Origin of the sequence: Virgibacillus flavescens, from assembly GCF_050574275.1 — a bacterium.
Taxonomy (GTDB): Bacteria; Bacillota; Bacilli; order Bacillales; family Amphibacillaceae; genus Virgibacillus_F; species Virgibacillus_F flavescens.
The window spans coordinates 2,800,585-2,817,069 of the sequence record NZ_CP192260.1 but is presented as its reverse complement, the minus strand read 5'-3'; the positions used below and the strand labels follow the sequence as shown (position 1 = coordinate 2,817,069).

Annotated in this window: 13 protein-coding genes and 2 pseudogenes; 13 read left to right on the top strand and 2 right to left on the bottom strand. The window is 31.2% G+C overall.

Going from position 1 to position 16,485, the window contains the following annotated elements:
* The first annotated feature begins 19 nt into the window (after positions 1-19).
* The 5 genes and pseudogenes from VBD025_RS13685 to VBD025_RS13665 all read left to right on the top strand — a co-directional run bounded on the left by VBD025_RS13685 (position 20) and on the right by VBD025_RS13665 (position 4,768).
* Complete coding sequence (locus VBD025_RS13685) at positions 20-1,843, top strand: ABC transporter ATP-binding protein (RefSeq protein WP_430786391.1); 1,824 nt, start codon at positions 20-22, stop codon at positions 1,841-1,843.
* A 15-nt stretch (positions 1,844-1,858) separates the two neighbouring features.
* Entirely contained in the window at positions 1,859-2,953 is a 1,095-nt protein-coding gene (locus VBD025_RS13680; RefSeq protein ID WP_430786389.1) for a nucleotidyltransferase domain-containing protein, read from the top strand.
* Positions 2,954-3,006: 53 nt separating this feature from the next.
* Positions 3,007-3,951: a metallophosphoesterase gene (locus VBD025_RS13675; protein WP_430786387.1), complete on the top strand. Its 945-nt coding sequence runs from the start codon at positions 3,007-3,009 to the stop codon at positions 3,949-3,951.
* 78 nt (positions 3,952-4,029) lie between these two features.
* Positions 4,030-4,380: pseudogene (locus VBD025_RS13670) on the top strand (toprim domain-containing protein); the annotation flags it as partial.
* A gap of 79 nt (positions 4,381-4,459) precedes the next feature.
* Entirely contained in the window at positions 4,460-4,768 is a 309-nt protein-coding gene (locus tag VBD025_RS13665; RefSeq protein ID WP_430786385.1) for a GIY-YIG nuclease family protein, read from the top strand.
* Between the two features lie 593 nt (positions 4,769-5,361).
* On the opposite strand, the pseudogene VBD025_RS13660 reads toward VBD025_RS13665, so the two are convergent.
* A pseudogene (locus VBD025_RS13660) lies at positions 5,362-5,919 on the bottom strand (hypothetical protein); the annotation flags it as partial.
* Between the two features lie 484 nt (positions 5,920-6,403).
* Here VBD025_RS13660 and VBD025_RS13655 point away from each other — a divergent pair.
* From VBD025_RS13655 to VBD025_RS13625, 7 genes are all read left to right on the top strand, one after another.
* Entirely contained in the window at positions 6,404-6,559 is a 156-nt protein-coding gene (locus VBD025_RS13655; protein ID WP_430786383.1) for a hypothetical protein, read from the top strand.
* A 135-nt stretch (positions 6,560-6,694) separates the two neighbouring features.
* Entirely contained in the window at positions 6,695-7,054 is a 360-nt protein-coding gene (locus tag VBD025_RS13650) for a response regulator (protein ID WP_430786381.1), read from the top strand.
* Between the two features lie 97 nt (positions 7,055-7,151).
* Complete coding sequence (locus VBD025_RS13645) at positions 7,152-9,314, top strand: DNA topoisomerase 3 (protein ID WP_430786379.1); 2,163 nt, start codon at positions 7,152-7,154, stop codon at positions 9,312-9,314.
* Between the two features lie 44 nt (positions 9,315-9,358).
* Entirely contained in the window at positions 9,359-10,705 is a 1,347-nt protein-coding gene (locus VBD025_RS13640; RefSeq protein WP_430786377.1) for a tyrosine-type recombinase/integrase, read from the top strand.
* Positions 10,702-13,092, top strand: a complete 2,391-nt coding sequence (locus tag VBD025_RS13635) for a tyrosine-type recombinase/integrase (RefSeq protein ID WP_430786375.1) — start codon at positions 10,702-10,704, stop codon at positions 13,090-13,092. Before VBD025_RS13640 ends, VBD025_RS13635 begins: the two co-directional genes overlap by 4 nt.
* Positions 13,079-15,133 carry a tyrosine-type recombinase/integrase gene (locus tag VBD025_RS13630; protein ID WP_430786373.1) on the top strand — a complete coding sequence of 685 codons (2,055 nt, stop codon included), beginning with the start codon at positions 13,079-13,081 and terminating at the stop codon, positions 15,131-15,133. Before VBD025_RS13635 ends, VBD025_RS13630 begins: the two co-directional genes overlap by 14 nt.
* Positions 15,109-15,594 (top strand): hypothetical protein, encoded by a 486-nt coding sequence (locus VBD025_RS13625; RefSeq protein WP_430786371.1) that lies wholly within the window; start codon positions 15,109-15,111, stop codon positions 15,592-15,594. The genes VBD025_RS13630 and VBD025_RS13625 overlap by 25 nt, the downstream gene beginning before the upstream one ends.
* A 15-nt stretch (positions 15,595-15,609) precedes the next feature.
* Here the strand turns inward: VBD025_RS13625 and VBD025_RS13620 are convergent, their stop codons facing one another.
* Positions 15,610-16,140, bottom strand: coding sequence for a hypothetical protein (locus VBD025_RS13620; protein ID WP_430786369.1), 531 nt, complete (start codon positions 16,138-16,140; stop codon positions 15,610-15,612).
* 69 nt (positions 16,141-16,209) lie between these two features.
* Here VBD025_RS13620 and VBD025_RS13615 point away from each other — a divergent pair, with 69 nt between their 5' ends.
* On the top strand, positions 16,210-16,437 hold the full coding sequence (locus VBD025_RS13615) for a helix-turn-helix domain-containing protein (protein WP_430786367.1): 228 nt from the start codon (positions 16,210-16,212) through the stop codon (positions 16,435-16,437).
* Positions 16,438-16,485 lie beyond the last annotated feature (48 nt).

Genomic DNA, 16,485 nt, shown 5'->3' with positions numbered 1-16,485 from the left:
CCTGTCGAGGTGACAAATAATGACTATTAAAAGGTTATTTGAAAAAGTAAACATTAAACAATACTTTTCTTTCAGCGAATTAAAAAAGGTATTCGTATTACTTTGGCCGTATATTAAACAACATAAAAAGCCATATATTGGTCTGTTTATACTGTTATTTGTTGACATCGCCATGACGTTAGCATTTGCTTGGTTTTTTGGAAACATCACTGACGCTGCAGTTCAAAGTGATTTCACTAGACTTAGATGGCTATTGGTAATTGGGATTGGCATATCCGTAATCAGCATCATTTCAAATTTTATAAATACGTATCTTGAAACAATTGCGGTGAATGCTGTTAAAAAAGACCTGAATCTGCATTTATATCGTCATATTCTACTTTTGCCTACCAAAGAACTATCGAGTATTCATTCAGGAGAACTTGTATCTCATTTCACTAACGATCTCCATAATGTTGATGCAGTAATCGGCAGGGGATTGATTAATCTGGTTCGGCTTCCAATTATTACTATTGCTGCCCTCGTATACTTAATGCAAATCAGCTGGAAATTATCTTTGATTAGTTTGATGATAGCTCCAATTGCAATAATTGGAGGTGCAGTTTTTGGATTGTTATTTAGAAACAATAGCCGTTTAATTCATAATCTTATTAGTACTATTAATAAAAATTTAAATGATACATTTCATGGTGTTACAGTAATTCGATCTTTTACGCTTGAGAAGCTGTTCTTCAACAGATATAGTACGAAAAATCAGGAACTCTACTCGTTGGAATTAAAAGATGCAAAGTTAAGAGGTTGGTTCTACGCTGGAGGAGAAGCTGTTGGCTCAATCACTTTTTTGGTCAGTTTAATTATTGGGGCATTTTTTGTAACAGATAATATAATTACGATTGGTGCTTTATTAACTTTTATTAATCTAATCAATCATCTCGTATATCCCCTTACCGGTCTAGCAGGTCAATGGGCTGGATACCAGTGGTCTATATCAGCATTAGAGCGAATTACAAAAGTTCTTGAAGTGCCAAGCGAGTCAAGCGAACTACCTTTTCATTCGTCTATTAACACATTTTCTAAGCGTATAGAATTTAAGGATATTACCTTTAGTTATGACGATAATAGTAATGTATTTAAGGACTTTAATTTAGATATCCCTATTGGTAAAGTAACTGCAATTATTGGTCCCAGTGGGGCTGGTAAGTCAACTTTATTTAATTTGCTGCAACGATTTTATAATCCTCAATCAGGTTCCATATGTTTAGATAATAGATCCATACATGATACTGCCATCTCCGAAACAAGAAACTCCATAGCGTATGTTCCTCAAGAAACCTTTTTGTTTAGTGGTACGATTCGGGAAAACTTAATGCTTGGACGACATGAACTATCAGACGAAAAAATTGAGCAGGCAGCTCGCAGTGCTAACATCCATCAAGACATTATTTCATTACCAATGGGATATGATACCGAAATTGGTGAGAGGGGTATAAAACTTTCGGGTGGACAGCGTCAAAGGATTGCAATTGCACGAGCTATATTAAAAAATGCACCTATTTTGTTGTTAGACGAGGCAACTTCAGCTCTAGATAGTGAAACAGAGGGTTCTGTAAAAGAAGCACTGGAGCAATTAATGATAAACCGAACCACAATCGTAATTGCTCACAGACTCTCAACCATTCAACATGCAGACTTAATTGTTGTAATGGATAAAGGCAAAGTTGTCCAAATAGGAAATCATAATGAATTAATAATGCAAAATGGATTATATCAAGTTTTGAATAAAACTGACACATATCCGCATCCGGATGAATCTGATTCTATGGGCATTCGTGCTATCAAGTAGAAAGGTGGATGGTAGATGGATAATAGGTTGATGGATTGGCTATATAATCCAAATTCAAACGATAATTTCAACCCATCTTTTTATGGGGAATTAATTGAGCTCGCCGAAAATGATTCCATACTTCCACAGGTTTATCAACTATTATCAAATCAAGGGAGACTGGATAGTATCCCTATTTTTGTTAAAGAAAAACTACAAGCGGGATACAAGGAAGTACTGTATAAAAATATATTAATAAAAAGTCAGACTGATATAATACTTAATAAACTTAATTTTGCTGGAATTGAAGTCATACCGCTTAAAGGGGTGTATTTTGCTGAAAAGTATTTCGGTAGTATTGGTGCAAGAGCTACTTCAGATATAGATCTATTGGTTAGAGAGAAAGATGTGAATAAAGCAATTGAAATAGTGAAATCAACGGGATTTGAACTAGAGGAAGCGTTTATACCTTCTCATTTTCATTGCAGTTTCAGTAAGGAAATTGTTGGGTCTTTAGTACCTCTAACAGTTGAAGTTCATTGGGATATCCTAAAGCAATCAACGTCTGAATTTAGAATTGAAGAGTTTTGGGACAAGGCTATACCATTTGATAGGTCTCAATATGTTAAAAGCTTATCTGATTACCATGTTTTTTATCTAATGTGCCTGCATGGATGGAGACATAATTTAGATTCTCTGAGACACTACCTGGACATAGCTCACTTAATCGTTTTTTCTAAGAGTAAAATAGACTATGAAGTTCTTTTAAATGATGCCAAAATAGATTGTACTTTACGAAGAGTAAAACAGACACTTTCTGCAGTATATGAAAAGTTTCCAATGTTACATTTTTATAATGAATTTCCTCTTAAAAATGGAATTAACGATAAAAGATATCAAAATGTCCTATTGGATCAGTATATGCGTTTCATTCATTACAAGTTCTTAAGTTACGATACCTCAAAGCATCGAGCGATTGAGCTGGTAAATTGGCTTTTTCCGAGAAATTACGAGCTTGAAGCTGAACTTAAGCAAACTTTTAAAAGAAAATTTTACATTATTAAGCTATCGTGTCTTTATAAGCAAAGATGTATAGGCTTAATTAGAAGTGTCAAAACTCGAGGTTATTAACTTAAATTATCCTGAATTGGAGAGCGATTATCATTGAAAATAGAAGGTATAGGATGTTAATAGGTCTGCTAGTAACCATTATTATCTTTATAGGCTATATAATTTGGGAAAACAATCGTATTACCATTGTGGATCAGGAAGTGGAAATAAAAGGCTTACCAGAAGAATTCAATGGATTCTCTATTCTTCAAATATCCGATTTACATGAAGAAGTTTTCGGTGAAAATCAAGAGAAACTTATTGAGACTATTAATTCTATTAACTATGACGCAATTGTTTTTACAGGGGATATGCTGGACGGAATTAAAAGTAACAATTATAAACCATTTTATTCAATATTGGATGGTATAACCAATAAGAAAAATGCCTGGTATGTACCAGGTAATGCAGATCCGGAAAGTTATCATGTTACAGAGGGGATTGAGAAAAGTGAGTTTGTACAAGGTCTAGAGAAAAGAGGAGTGACCTTTTTAGAATCAATGGATACTGTTGAGTTAAGTGGTACAAAAATTAATTTTGTTAATTTTGAATTAGCAATAGGAAACATTGGAAGAAAAAATGGAATTCCTAATCCGAGTTATAGCAGTTCGAAAAAGTATATAACTTACCAAAAAGGTTTACTGAAAAAATTCGATAAAATAACAGATGAGAATGTAATAATTGCGCTTAATCACTATCCTGTCGTGGACCAACGTATAGATCAAATTAATAACGATTCAAAGCTGGAAATGAAAGATTTTGACCTGCTTATTGCCGGCCATTATCACGGCGGGCAAATACGTCTTCCATTAGTTGGGGCACTCTTTGTTCCGGAAGCCTGGTCAGATAACGGAGGTTTCTTCCCTCCTCAAGACAGGGTGAAAGGATTATGGGAATATGACGGAATACAGCAATATGTAAGTACTGGACTTGGTAGTAGTGACGCGATTACCTTTTTGAATTTCCGATTTTTTAATCCACCGCAGATCAACGTACTGAAATTGAAGAAAGCTGATTAATTAACCGCAGAACATTCGTTCCCTTAGTTTTCGATTTGTGATATACTGGAAAAAAACAATGGATAGGTGAGAAAAAATATGAGATTAATCCTCGCAGAAAAACCCTCTGTAGCAAAAAACATTGCAGATGCACTGAAAATCAAAAACAAAAAAGACGGCTATTTTGAAGGTGATGGCTATATTATTACCTGGGCATTTGGACATCTTCTGCAGCTTCTCGATGCGAAAGATTATGACAGCAAAATGACAAGGTGGAAGATGGACAATTTCCCTTTTATTCCAAATGAATTCAAATATAAGGTTAAAAGTGATCCACGAAATAGGGAGAAAGCTGATGGTGGAGCACGCAAACAGTTGAAAATCATACAGTCTTTAATGCGCAGATCTGACGTGCAAATGATTGTTTCTGCTTGTGATTATGACAGGGAAGTTATAGTGAGTTAGTGATATGTGTAAATACAGAGCCCTATACTGATATAAGAAGTTGAAGTATTTGGAATTCTACAAAATGATTGAGAGCTTTCCTATCATTTTAAAAGAGTTAACTGAAAGTAAGAGACATCCTATTAAAACTATAACAAAAAGTCGAATTCATTCTCTTTTTGGAGATAAAGAACCTACTCCAGGCATTTACCTCATATCTGATTCGAAAGACAGACATCTGTATGTTGGAAGATCAAAAACAATCGCTCAAAGAGTTGGAAAGGATCACCGCTCATTAGATAAAAATGCAGCTAACTTGACATCTAGAATTGCTAGAGAAAAAACATTCTACATAAAGAGGCAAGAGCAATTATGTATAGGGACTTTTTTGTAAGAATAATTAAAATGGAAAATGAACATAAAAGAACCCTGTTTAAAGTATTTGCAGGATTGGAGCTAATGACTCCCTATAATTGTTTTTTAGAGCATTGAAATAAGACTTACCGAATATATAAAACTATATATAATCCTGAGTATACAGGTTTCTATTTAAGATAGGGAGTAACAATCTATGTAAAGGAGAAGAGAAATGAGTAAAATAATTTTGACTGAAACTGAAAATTAAATATGATGATGGCGCACGTTCGAACATCGAGTGTGACACGTTGATTACGGATATTAAAGGTATTTATCCTATTTTTGATCGAAAAATGTACTTAACTGTTACAAATCTAATAGTGCAAGGAAATTTCCAATGTATTGTTCAAACCATAATTAAAGGAAGCGTTCCTGTTTTGGTAATGCCCCCTTAACGTGAAGACGACTCAAAATTTATTGAGTCGTCAATCTATATTGCGATAAAATAGCTGTTCCAGTATCTCATATGGCCTGTCTTACAAGTCCTAACGTAGTTAAATCACACGTTTTTAAACCTATAAAATAGCGCAGTCTTAGTGTTGTAAAAATGCGAAATTTCTGGGGGCCAACTTATTCAATCGGCTGCCCTACAGCTGTAATTTTGCAAGTTGAAATTGCAAATCTAACGATTTCTTCATTGATTAATAAAGTACCTAACACTATGCCAAGACCTGTTTGTTCAACGTTAAAATTTGATGCAATAGAACCAGTGCTTACTAAAATATCTACTGTAGAACCGATAAGAGTACCCAGCAACTCTCTAATAGGTCGTTCACGACAATCACATTCACAATCAGAAACATCAGGTGGCAATAAGTTAATAGTTGGCCCGGGTGGTAAAAATCCTACACCTAATACATCAGAGATATTTACCACAAAGGTTCTCGCTCCGTCTGTAACAGTAACTAAAAAATCATCCACCTCAGTAATTGTGAATAAAAAAAAGAGAGGAGGTACATTTGGTGCATCCGCAACAGTGCTGAGAATCACAGTTTGCCCAATAAGTTGTTGTAAGACGGACTGAAGTGGAGAAACACAACAATCACAAATGCTCATACAAGGGGGGCCTGGAGGGCCAGGTTCTCCTTGCGGTCCTCGTGGTCCTACAGGGCCAGGAGGGCAAGAAGGAGGACATCTATTATCACGTAATGGCGGACAACATTCATTAAGTTTTATTATAGATACTTTCTTTTTTTTGGACATGTTTTCACCTCATTAATTTTCATCTTATATGATATGTCCTATGCAAAGTTTGGATTGTACGTAAGTCTAGACGTATATGAATTGGTCTTGTAAATGGATAATCGATATTGCTAAAACGAGAAGCAACTATCACGATATAGTTCCCAATATCCCTCGGTCGATTACTTGTGTCTCCGATCTTGAATGAGATGGATCCCCTTTAAGTTTCTCAATAATTTTACATCTTTCATACTGCGAATAAGTAGGAATTCTTCAGCTGTCGTCTCAAAATAAACATGCTATGTCTTAGTATAAAATTATACTAAGACATAGCATGTTTATATTTATTAGAAGACAAATGGTGGTTTATAACCTAGTGCAGTGAGAAACCAATCTTCGCACATCCACATACCCAAGGTAAAAGAAGCATATGGCAAGGAAAATTTGGTGTACGAACGTCAACGTCATCGTTATGAATTCAATAATGATTTTAGAGAATAAATGGGAGATAAAGGATTTATTTTTTGGAGAGCTTTTTAATGGTTTTATTGGTGCGGTAGTTACAGATTCCGAAAATAATCAGTAATAAATGATAACCTACACCCCAGACAATGCAGTTTGTAAAATTTGAAAGATGCTAAATAGCAGAAAAAATTATATAATAGAAATAATTGTTTTTAATAAACAAGAATGAAGTAAAGGAAGGTTAAGGATAGATGCAATGAAAAAACATATTTTAGTAGTAGATGATCAGCCTGGTATTTGTTTATTGTTGTATGAAGTTTTTACAAACGAAGGATATCAAGTAACAACAGCAAATACCGGTAAGGAAGCAATTGAACAGATGCAGACTCGAAATTTTGATTTAATAATGCTGGATTATAAACTTCCAGTTATGGATGGATTGGATGTCTTGCGTCAAATGGAGAAGGAAAACATCGATCTTCCTTCTATTCTGATGAGTGGATTAGCGGAAGAAATTAGTAAAGAAGGCGAGGAGTGCCTACTTGTGAAGCACATACTTGCTAAACCGTTTAATATTATGGACGTATGCAAACTAGTTAATGATATTATAGAGTGATTCGATTTAACAAAACGAAGCGATTGTTCGACTTTATAAAATAGTCGAACAAGTCTTATATCAATGCAAATCTGAAATATAGGAGATTGACTTAAAAATGGCATCCGTATTAATACTAGCTGAAAAGCCATCACAGGCGAAAGCTTATAGTGAAGCTTTCTCTGTCAAAAGAAAAGATAAAACATTCATTGAACTAAATCCATGCAGCACGTTTCCTTCAGGGGCAATAATTACGTGGGGAATTGGTCATTTAGTAGAGTTAAGAGAACCGAAAGAATACAAGAAAGAATGGGGTTCATGGAATCTCGAAACATTACCCATTTTACCAGATAGATATGAATTTAAAGTTGTAAAGGACAAACAAACTCATTTCAATGTTATTAATAAGTTGTTCAATAATCCAGATATTACAACTATCGTTAATGCTTGTGATGTCGATCGTGAAGGTTCAAATATTTTTTATTCGATACACAATATGACAGGAGTAAAAAACAAAACGATTAAAAGATTATGGATTAACTCTTTAGAAATTGATGAAGTGCGTAAAGGTTTTAATAATTTACTAGACAATAAGAAAGATTTATTACTTTATGAAGAAGCGAAGGCACGACAAATTAGTGATTGGCTAGTAGGAATGAATGGAAGTCGGCTTTATACTTTACTACTCCAAAAGAAGGGCAATAGAGAAATCTTACCAATCGGACGTGTGCAGTCACCGACAGTCTATCTCATTTACGAGAGACAAAAAGAAATAGAAAGCTTTGTATCTAAACCATTTTATGAAATTGAAGCAAACTTTACCGCAGAAAATGGTTTTTATATTGGGAAAGCAAAAGTTAAAAGTGAAAATAAAGAAGAGGTTCAAAGTGTTATTAAACAACATGATATTTATGAAAAGAACAATGGATTCGTAAAATCATTATCCAAAAGAGAAAAACGGAAAAAATCACCGAAATTACATGCCTTATCAACCCTTCAGGCGACTGCAAATAAGAAATGGAGGTATAGCCCTGCACAGGTGTTAAAAGTCGCTCAGGGGCTTTATGAGAAGAAACTAATCACTTATCCGCGTACCGATGCACAGTACATCACCGAAAATGAATTTGCTTATCTCTCAGGTAAAGTTGAACTGTATCAGAAAGTTGCAGATAAATCTTTTCCAATTGTGTCTGAACAACCTAATAAGAGGTTTGTTGACGGATCTAAGGTAAATGAGCATTATGCAATTGTTCCAACGAAAAACATTCCATCAGAAAACACATTACAATGTTTGTTAAAAGAAGAGCGCAATATTTACTTTGAAGTTCTCAGAACTATGCTTGCCATGTTTCATTCGGATTATGTGTATGAAGAAACAAAAGTTATAACAGATGTTAATGGATTAGAATTTATAACAACAGGAAACACGGAAATTAGCAAAGGTTGGAAGGAACTTTTTCCGGAAGCCAAAAGTAGTAAATCAGATAAAAAAGATAAAGAATCTCAGGCTCTCCCATCACTTGAAAAAGGGGAGAGTGTAATAGGTGTAATAAAATTGAAAGAAGGAAAAACCACACCACCAAAGCCTTATACAGAGGGTCAACTAATCGGTTTGATGAAAACATGTGGAAAATCAGTAGAAAATGAAGAAGACATGGAGATTTTAAAAGAAGTTGAAGGTCTTGGTACAGAAGCTACCCGAAGTAGTATTATTGAAACAATTAAAAGGCATGGTTACATTAAAGTAACTAAAAATATTATAAGTGTTACAACAAAAGGTAAGATCCTTTGCCAATCAATTGATGGCAATCTTTTGTCTAGTCCGTTAATGACTGCAAAATGGGAAACATATTTAAAGAAAATTGGTAAGGGGGAAGGATCACAAAATAAATTTTTAGCTAACATTGAGAAATTCATAAATAGTTTGATTGAAGAAACACCTAAGCAATTACAGGTTAATTCAATTGATGAAACCATTGAAACTATCCCAAATTCCAATTCGAATATCTCTTGTCCAACCTGTAACAAGGGGGGAATTAGTTTTAGAGGTTCCTTTTATGGGTGTTCCAATTATGCAAATGGATGTAAACAAACATTTCCGGCAAAAATTCTCGGAAAGAAACTTACAGAAAAACATATTAATGATTTATGTGCAAAAGGAAAAACAAGTATTATTAAAGGTCTGAAATCTAAATCCGGCAAGTCTTTTAATGCTTCATTAAAGCTGGAAGGGCAGAAAATTAAATTTGAATTTGTTAACAAAAGAAAACAGGATTCATAAAAATAGATTTACACAATTAAAGCTGAGAGGTGAGTTTACTTAATATGAAAATAATAAAAGAACATAAGGGTAATATGGGCACTGTGTATCTTATTTCTATTAATAAAGAAATTATTAAGGAAGTTAATCTCCAGCTTATAACAAAAAAACGGAATTCTAATGACTATTTTTTAATGTTAAATTCAATTGGTGAAATTAATCAAACAGTTTTTTATTTTATTAACTACGTTTGTAAATATGATACATCTAATTCAAAAGTACAATCACTACAGGCATTAAAATTGTTATACTCATTTTCTGAGATTATTTACAAAGATATTTCATTGTTCACTAATAAAGATTTTAACGATTTTTCCAGATTTGTTCTAGGGCAAAGCATAACGGGAACACAAGAAGAGTGGCATTTTAGAACCCCGAGATCAATAAATACACATAATGTATACATGGCTACAATTCGAAAGTATTTTAGACACTTGAATATCGAAAACATAAGTATATTTGATTCCCTGGTAGTTGATATTAGTAAAAGTGCATATGGTAAACTTGCCCATACAAAAAATAGAACTGAGATTAAGTATCAATCCAATCTAACTAAAAAGAAAAATAACAAAGTACCTAAATTTATCTCGGTAGAAGAATTTAAGAAGATAAAAGTTGAATTAATAAATAATGATAAACTATTAAGTATAAGAAATGAAGTTATAATTGATCTTATGTATTTAAAAGGTTTGCGTTTAGGAGAAGTACTCGGTTTAACATTAGAAGATATTAAAAATCATCCAGATAATGAAAATGCAGGCATATTAACTATTAGGAACAGAATTAGCGATAAAAGCTACCAATGTGCAAAAAATAGTATTCATCCGAAGAGTAAAAATGACTACTCAACAACAATCTATAAAGACCATGGGGTAGATCAAATTACATTACCAGAAGGGTTAAAGAAAATGATATATGAATATATTGATAGAAGTAGGGATTTATCAACTATCTCAAATAGGATAATAAGTAATATGTTAGAAAAATCTCATGCTGATTCTATTGATTCAAATGAAAATAATTATTATTTATTTCTAAGCAGAAACGGGACACCATTGACATCATCAGGTTGGAATTATGTTTTAAGAAAATTATTTAATAAATTAAGTATACATACGGATAAAACAACTAGAACTACAAATTTGAGTCATAGGTTTAGGCATGGATATGCTATGTACCTTATTAATGAATTAAATTTATCACTGGAAGAAGTTAGTCGATATATGAGGCACAGATCTGTTACTTCAACATATATTTATTATAATCCTACAGAACAAGAAATAGTAGAATCTACTATAGTGTTGGAGAAACAAATTGAACAAAAACTCTTTGAGGGGGAGTGTATGTATTGAAAAAAACCGATAATTTCTATATTGAATTACAAATGGTAATTAAGGAAACTAAGTGCGTAATTATCCAAGAAGAACTCCTTCTTTTTTTAAATAAGCATAAATCAGGACTTGGTGAACAAATCAATGGTAGACATATTGCCTTCTTCTTTTTGGTTTTCAACCTACGAAGTGTTGACATTAAAGAAATCGATTGGGAAATATGCACAAAATTACATAATAAGGAAATGTATGAAGAACTTGTAATAAATAAAGAAAATTTACCAAGTTCAATAAAAAACAAAGTAAAAAATTTCAATAAAGTTTACACGGAAAGAAAGGGAATTAATGGCCTTTATGTCTACCAAAAATATATAAATGATTTTTATAGAGACCTTTACAATCATTTGAAACATGAATATATTAACATATTTAATATTAAGAAATATGAACAGTATTTAGTCTCAAATTACAGAATTGATTGTGGCAGCCTTAAGGGTTTCAAAGACAAAGGTATTGCTGATGCTTTATCAAATTTTCCACTAAATAAGAATTACACGAGTTTGACTCAAGTATTTTCTAAAGATTACACTAGTTTAACTCAAGCATTTCCTAATGAAGGGAAAAGAAATTATTGGTTAAATACTGATTCAAAATTCATAAGAAATATAATTGAAAATTACCTTCATGAGTATGCTATAAATTATCTTCATCCAAAGGAATATAGAGTTGTAGGTTACTATTTTATCGAAAGTGTAAATAATTATCACTGTGGAATTAATAGCTTTTTAGATATTGATGATGAATTTCTAGAATATCAGTTTGAATACTTTCAAAATATCCCCAAAGATATAATTAGTCTAATTTCTCCTAGTAAACCTAGTCTATTTATAAATCAGTTGGTTTCTATATATAGACTTTTATTTAAAGATATAGAAGATCCAGTCGAAGATAATTTTGGCTTGTCAAAAGAATACATAAATGTGTTAAAGACTAAAAAGGGCTACAAAGTATTTCGAGACAATTATAAGCCTATGTATTTCAATCCTTTTGAACCTCTACCAAATTACGATAAAATTGCTGTGCTAGCAAATGAATATACCAGTATTAATGCTAGGGTTAAAAATTTTGATATTGCTTTTTTAGATTTTAGTAATTTATCAAAAAGTGTTAGAAATGATATCTTGGAGTTTATTTGGTATGGTAAAGGCTCCTTTAATGAGAGAATCAAATTTAATTACTTGCACAAAAATTTTTATAAGTTTCTACAAAAAAACTCGACCACAGAAAAATTATTTATCGAACATAATTTACTTTATAAGTATCGAAAAAAAATGGAGATGAGCTATTCTAATTCGGCAACTCTTAAAAGTACTTTAAAGAGTTTAAGGAGTATTTTAAAGTATCATCAAAAAAAGTATGGTGTTACTAGTAGCATGATGAAAGTATTAAATTTAAATAATTTAGAAAGAACGAATGGCGGAAATCCGATATCTGATAATGATTTAAAGGTTATATATGACGGTTTTAAAAAGTATAGCTCAATAAATGAGTTGCAATTAATGATTTTTGAATTGTTTACACTTACTAATTTAAGAATAGGAGAAATTCTTAATTTAGAAAGAGATTGTATAGAGTCTAAAGATTCCACAGGAAAAGCTAATATTAGATATTTATCTAAGTCTAGTAATGGAGAATATATCAGCCAATTAATGTCTGAAAAAATCACTTATATAATTGAAAAGTCAATCAAACTAACCAGCCCACATGTTTACAATAACTCACATTTATCCAATTATATCTTTATTGAGCCTGTTCAAAGAAACATGGACAAAAAATTAAAAATTATAAATTTTACACACTATTTTAATAAAGTTTTAAAAGAGGTAAAAGATAGATTAGAAAATGAAAACTATACAGTAAACAATCTTAGGCATACCTATATTCACAATGTTTACAAAGAAGGTACAAAGCTTAATTATTCTTTGCCAAAACTAGCGGAAATCACAAACAATGGATATAAAACTGCCAAGATGTATTATAGGAAATATAATGATATTGAAATGTATGTTGAGGCTTTGTCAGGTATTACTTTATCAGAGGTTGATATTAACGGAGAGATTTTAAAAGTACAAAAGATTGATCTTAATAATAGTGTAAAAAACAACTTGGGACAATGTAAAGAAAATACATGTGTATTTGATGCAAACGAATGTCTCATATGCCCTCATTTCGTTACATTTACAAATCGAATTCCAAAGTTCGAAAAAAAGATAGAAGAACTAAAAGAATTAATAATAAATACAGAGAATCCAATTATTACTGAAGAAGCGATTTCTCAGAAAAAGTTACTTTCTAGGTATTTACATAATATGCTACTTCTCGAGGAGAATTCTAATGGAAATGCATAACATGAGCAATGGAAAAGGAATCCAATATTTAGACTTTCTGAATTCTTATCAAATAGAAGAAATTAGTCAATTACAGGTTTCAAGAATAAGTAACTTTGAAAATAACATATGGGATTTTAGTTATCTAAATAACAATAAACGAGCTTCTCAATATGCTTTCGTTAAATTTCAACAGATTCCGGATGAGTTTAAGGTGTACATTAAATTATTAGCTTTAAAACAAATAACATTAGATAATAAATCTCTCAGTACAGTTAATAAGAATATAGAATTATTAAAAACTTTCAGCAGAGATTGTATTTCACTTGGGATTAAGAACGTTTTAACTATCTCGGTATATGAAATTAAAGAATACTTTATGAGAAAGGAGAAATCTAATAAGTATTCTTATCTAGAACGATTAGCTTCAACGATAAAATCTTTTTTAATTAATACAGGTGAATATGAAAAAGTAAGTTTCAAAAAAGCAACGAATTTTCTGATTGAAAAGCAACAAAAATACTCAAAATATGAGACAAAAAAAGCCCTGAACGATTATATTCCAGATGAATTTTACAACAATTTAGTTTCTTGTGCTATTAAAGATTCTTATAACAAGAGCTTAAGATTAGATGAAAGAATAGTAGCGTGTCTTTTGATTATTTTGGCGGAAACAGGGATGAGAGCTGAAGAATTAAGTCAATTAAAAACCAATCGACTCAGAACACATGCTGTAAATAACGAGAAGCAAGTTAATTATCTAATATTTGAAACGTATAAAACTACCAAGTCGAGTAATAGTTCGGAACAAACGCAGAGTTTTATGACTGAAATTGGAGCAAATGCTTATAAGTTGGCAGAAGAATTAGTTGATGAAGCAATTAATAATTTAAGTGATTTTGTACTTAAGAAGAGAATATATGAATTGGCAACCAATCAGCAGATAAATGGATTGAAATTCTTGAATTCAAAACAGGTTGAAATTGTAAATCAGCTATCTGAAGATCAATATAACGAATACAAAACAAATTTAGGGGAATTCCTATTTATCAGTAGTAGAACAGGCTTGAGAAGAATAGGAACGCATCCCTTGGTGGAGAATTACAAAAAATTTATAATCCGAAATTACAAAAAATTAAATGTAAACTTAAATACATATGAAAAAGATAATTTAAACTATTTCCAAATTGATAGCAAATCGAGGTATATAAAATTTCATGGTAAAGATTATAGAAGTAAAAACTCGTTTGAGGTGACTAGAAACATTAAATACCCGTATGTAAATCTGCATCGTTTTAGAACAACAGTATGTACTAAGCTTTTTAAACAACAAGTACATATTGATTTTATAATGAAACATATGAATCATATTTCTGCCGATATGACTAATTATTATAATAAAAGTTTTCAACAAGAAAATGAACTTGAGAAAAGCATGGAGCATATTAATGGTCTGATTAATGAACAAGGTTTATTAATTACAAATAAGCAAGATGTTACAGTAGCCTACATAAAAAATGAATTAGAATTGAATACCTCCGTCAAGAAGATAGAAAAGATCAACGAATTTTTGCTTAGCAATAATTTAAATATCAAAAAAGATGTTAAAGAAGTACTAAAAATACTTAAAAGGACAAATTCACCAGCAGTTGAAAATGAATTTGGAATGTGTTTAAGAAGTATTATTCATAGTGTATGTGAAAGAAGGAAATATTTTCATACTTTTGATGACAATTATAGCTTAGAAATCAATTTGGATTCTTATAAATTCTTGAATTTCGAGTATGAAAAATTCAAGCAAAAGTTAGAAATAGTTATCTATAACAAAGAATTATGTAAAGATAATCCTGCATACTCTACTGAATTTGAAAGAGAAGTGAAAACTCTAAATAAGTTTATAAATAACGTATTAATTAAGCAGTTAGAATCAATTAATAGAGATATAGAATCCATGGGAGAAAACAAAATAGTTGAAGAATATCCGAATTTAAAGGAAATAGTAAATAGTAGAACAAAAATATTATGTGAGGTGAGAACTTGGAAAACATCGTTAAATATATAAATAGCTTTTTAATAGAAAACGGTTTACCTTCAACAATTGAAATTTCACCTAAAACATTAAGAAGACTAGTAAATTTTGAACAATATGCAAGAAATATTGAAAAGTTAAATGTAGATAGTCTTATGGAGATTAAAAGAAGGAGAATGACTAAAGTTTCAATTTCTAGTTCTCCTGAGTTGAACATCTCTAGGAAAACACTTTATAACGATAAAATTTTCCTGAAATATGCTGAGGCAAGAATGGATAACCAAATAGATTATTTAAATGAAAATAAACTCATAAAAGTAAAAGAACAATACCTTAATTTAAAATCACAATACAATAAGGTGATAGATCATTTGCTGGATACTAGCATACTTCAGGCAGAAATAATTGAATACAAAGAGAGAATTCAAGAATTAATTCAAGACAAAAATAGACTGCATACATTATTAAAGAAATATGAGAATAGAAAATTATGATTAGTAAATGTATGACTAGCTTAATTTGTCTAAATTACTGCTAATATGTTTAAAATCTTTTTTGTAAGGATTTTCAGGATAAAGTGTGAAAAGCACCTGTAATATACCGATTAATTTATGTGCAAGAAGTAATTTTTTAAGATTTTTAGTTTTATTAAAATCGTCGATAAACTTAAGAAGGTCAATTATTACTTGTGGAATTTCATCTTCTTTTACTTTAGAAATACTTTTCCCTATCTTTAATACCTTTTGATAATCAGATATTTTAGATTTAGGAATGAGATTTAAATTACTATCAAGAACTTTTTTTAAATAGTGGTAAAAATATTCATGCTTATCTTGTTTTTTAATTCCTGTAATTATGTAAGAACAAAATTCTGCTTGATCAAACTCGTATAGAGAATCGTACTCTATGTAGGTTTCCTCAACATCTTTTAATAAAGACTCATTGAGATAAAGATGAACGTGTGGATTTCTTAAGAAGTATTCTTTTAATATTTTTGGTATGTCAGAGTTTTCAATTTGCACTTTTATTTCTTTATTCATGGTATATCCTCCACAATATGCTACTTATAGTCTGTCGACTTATAGTCTTCATATTAACAGAATTGTTATATGAAGACTAATAAAAAACAGAAGCGAATATTAACAATTATTGGTAGCAACATCAGGTATTATAGAATGAAAAAGGGTTGGTCACAAGAACAACTCGCGTTTGAATGTGATCTACACAGAACTTATATTGGAGCGGTAGAGAGAGGTGAGAGGAATATTACTGTTTTAAATTTGTTTAAAATCAAAGATGAATTGGGGGTTAGGTTGAAAGATTTATATCCAGAATAATTGATAAATATAGGTACTAAGTAGGTTTCGTACAGCGTGTGTTAAAAT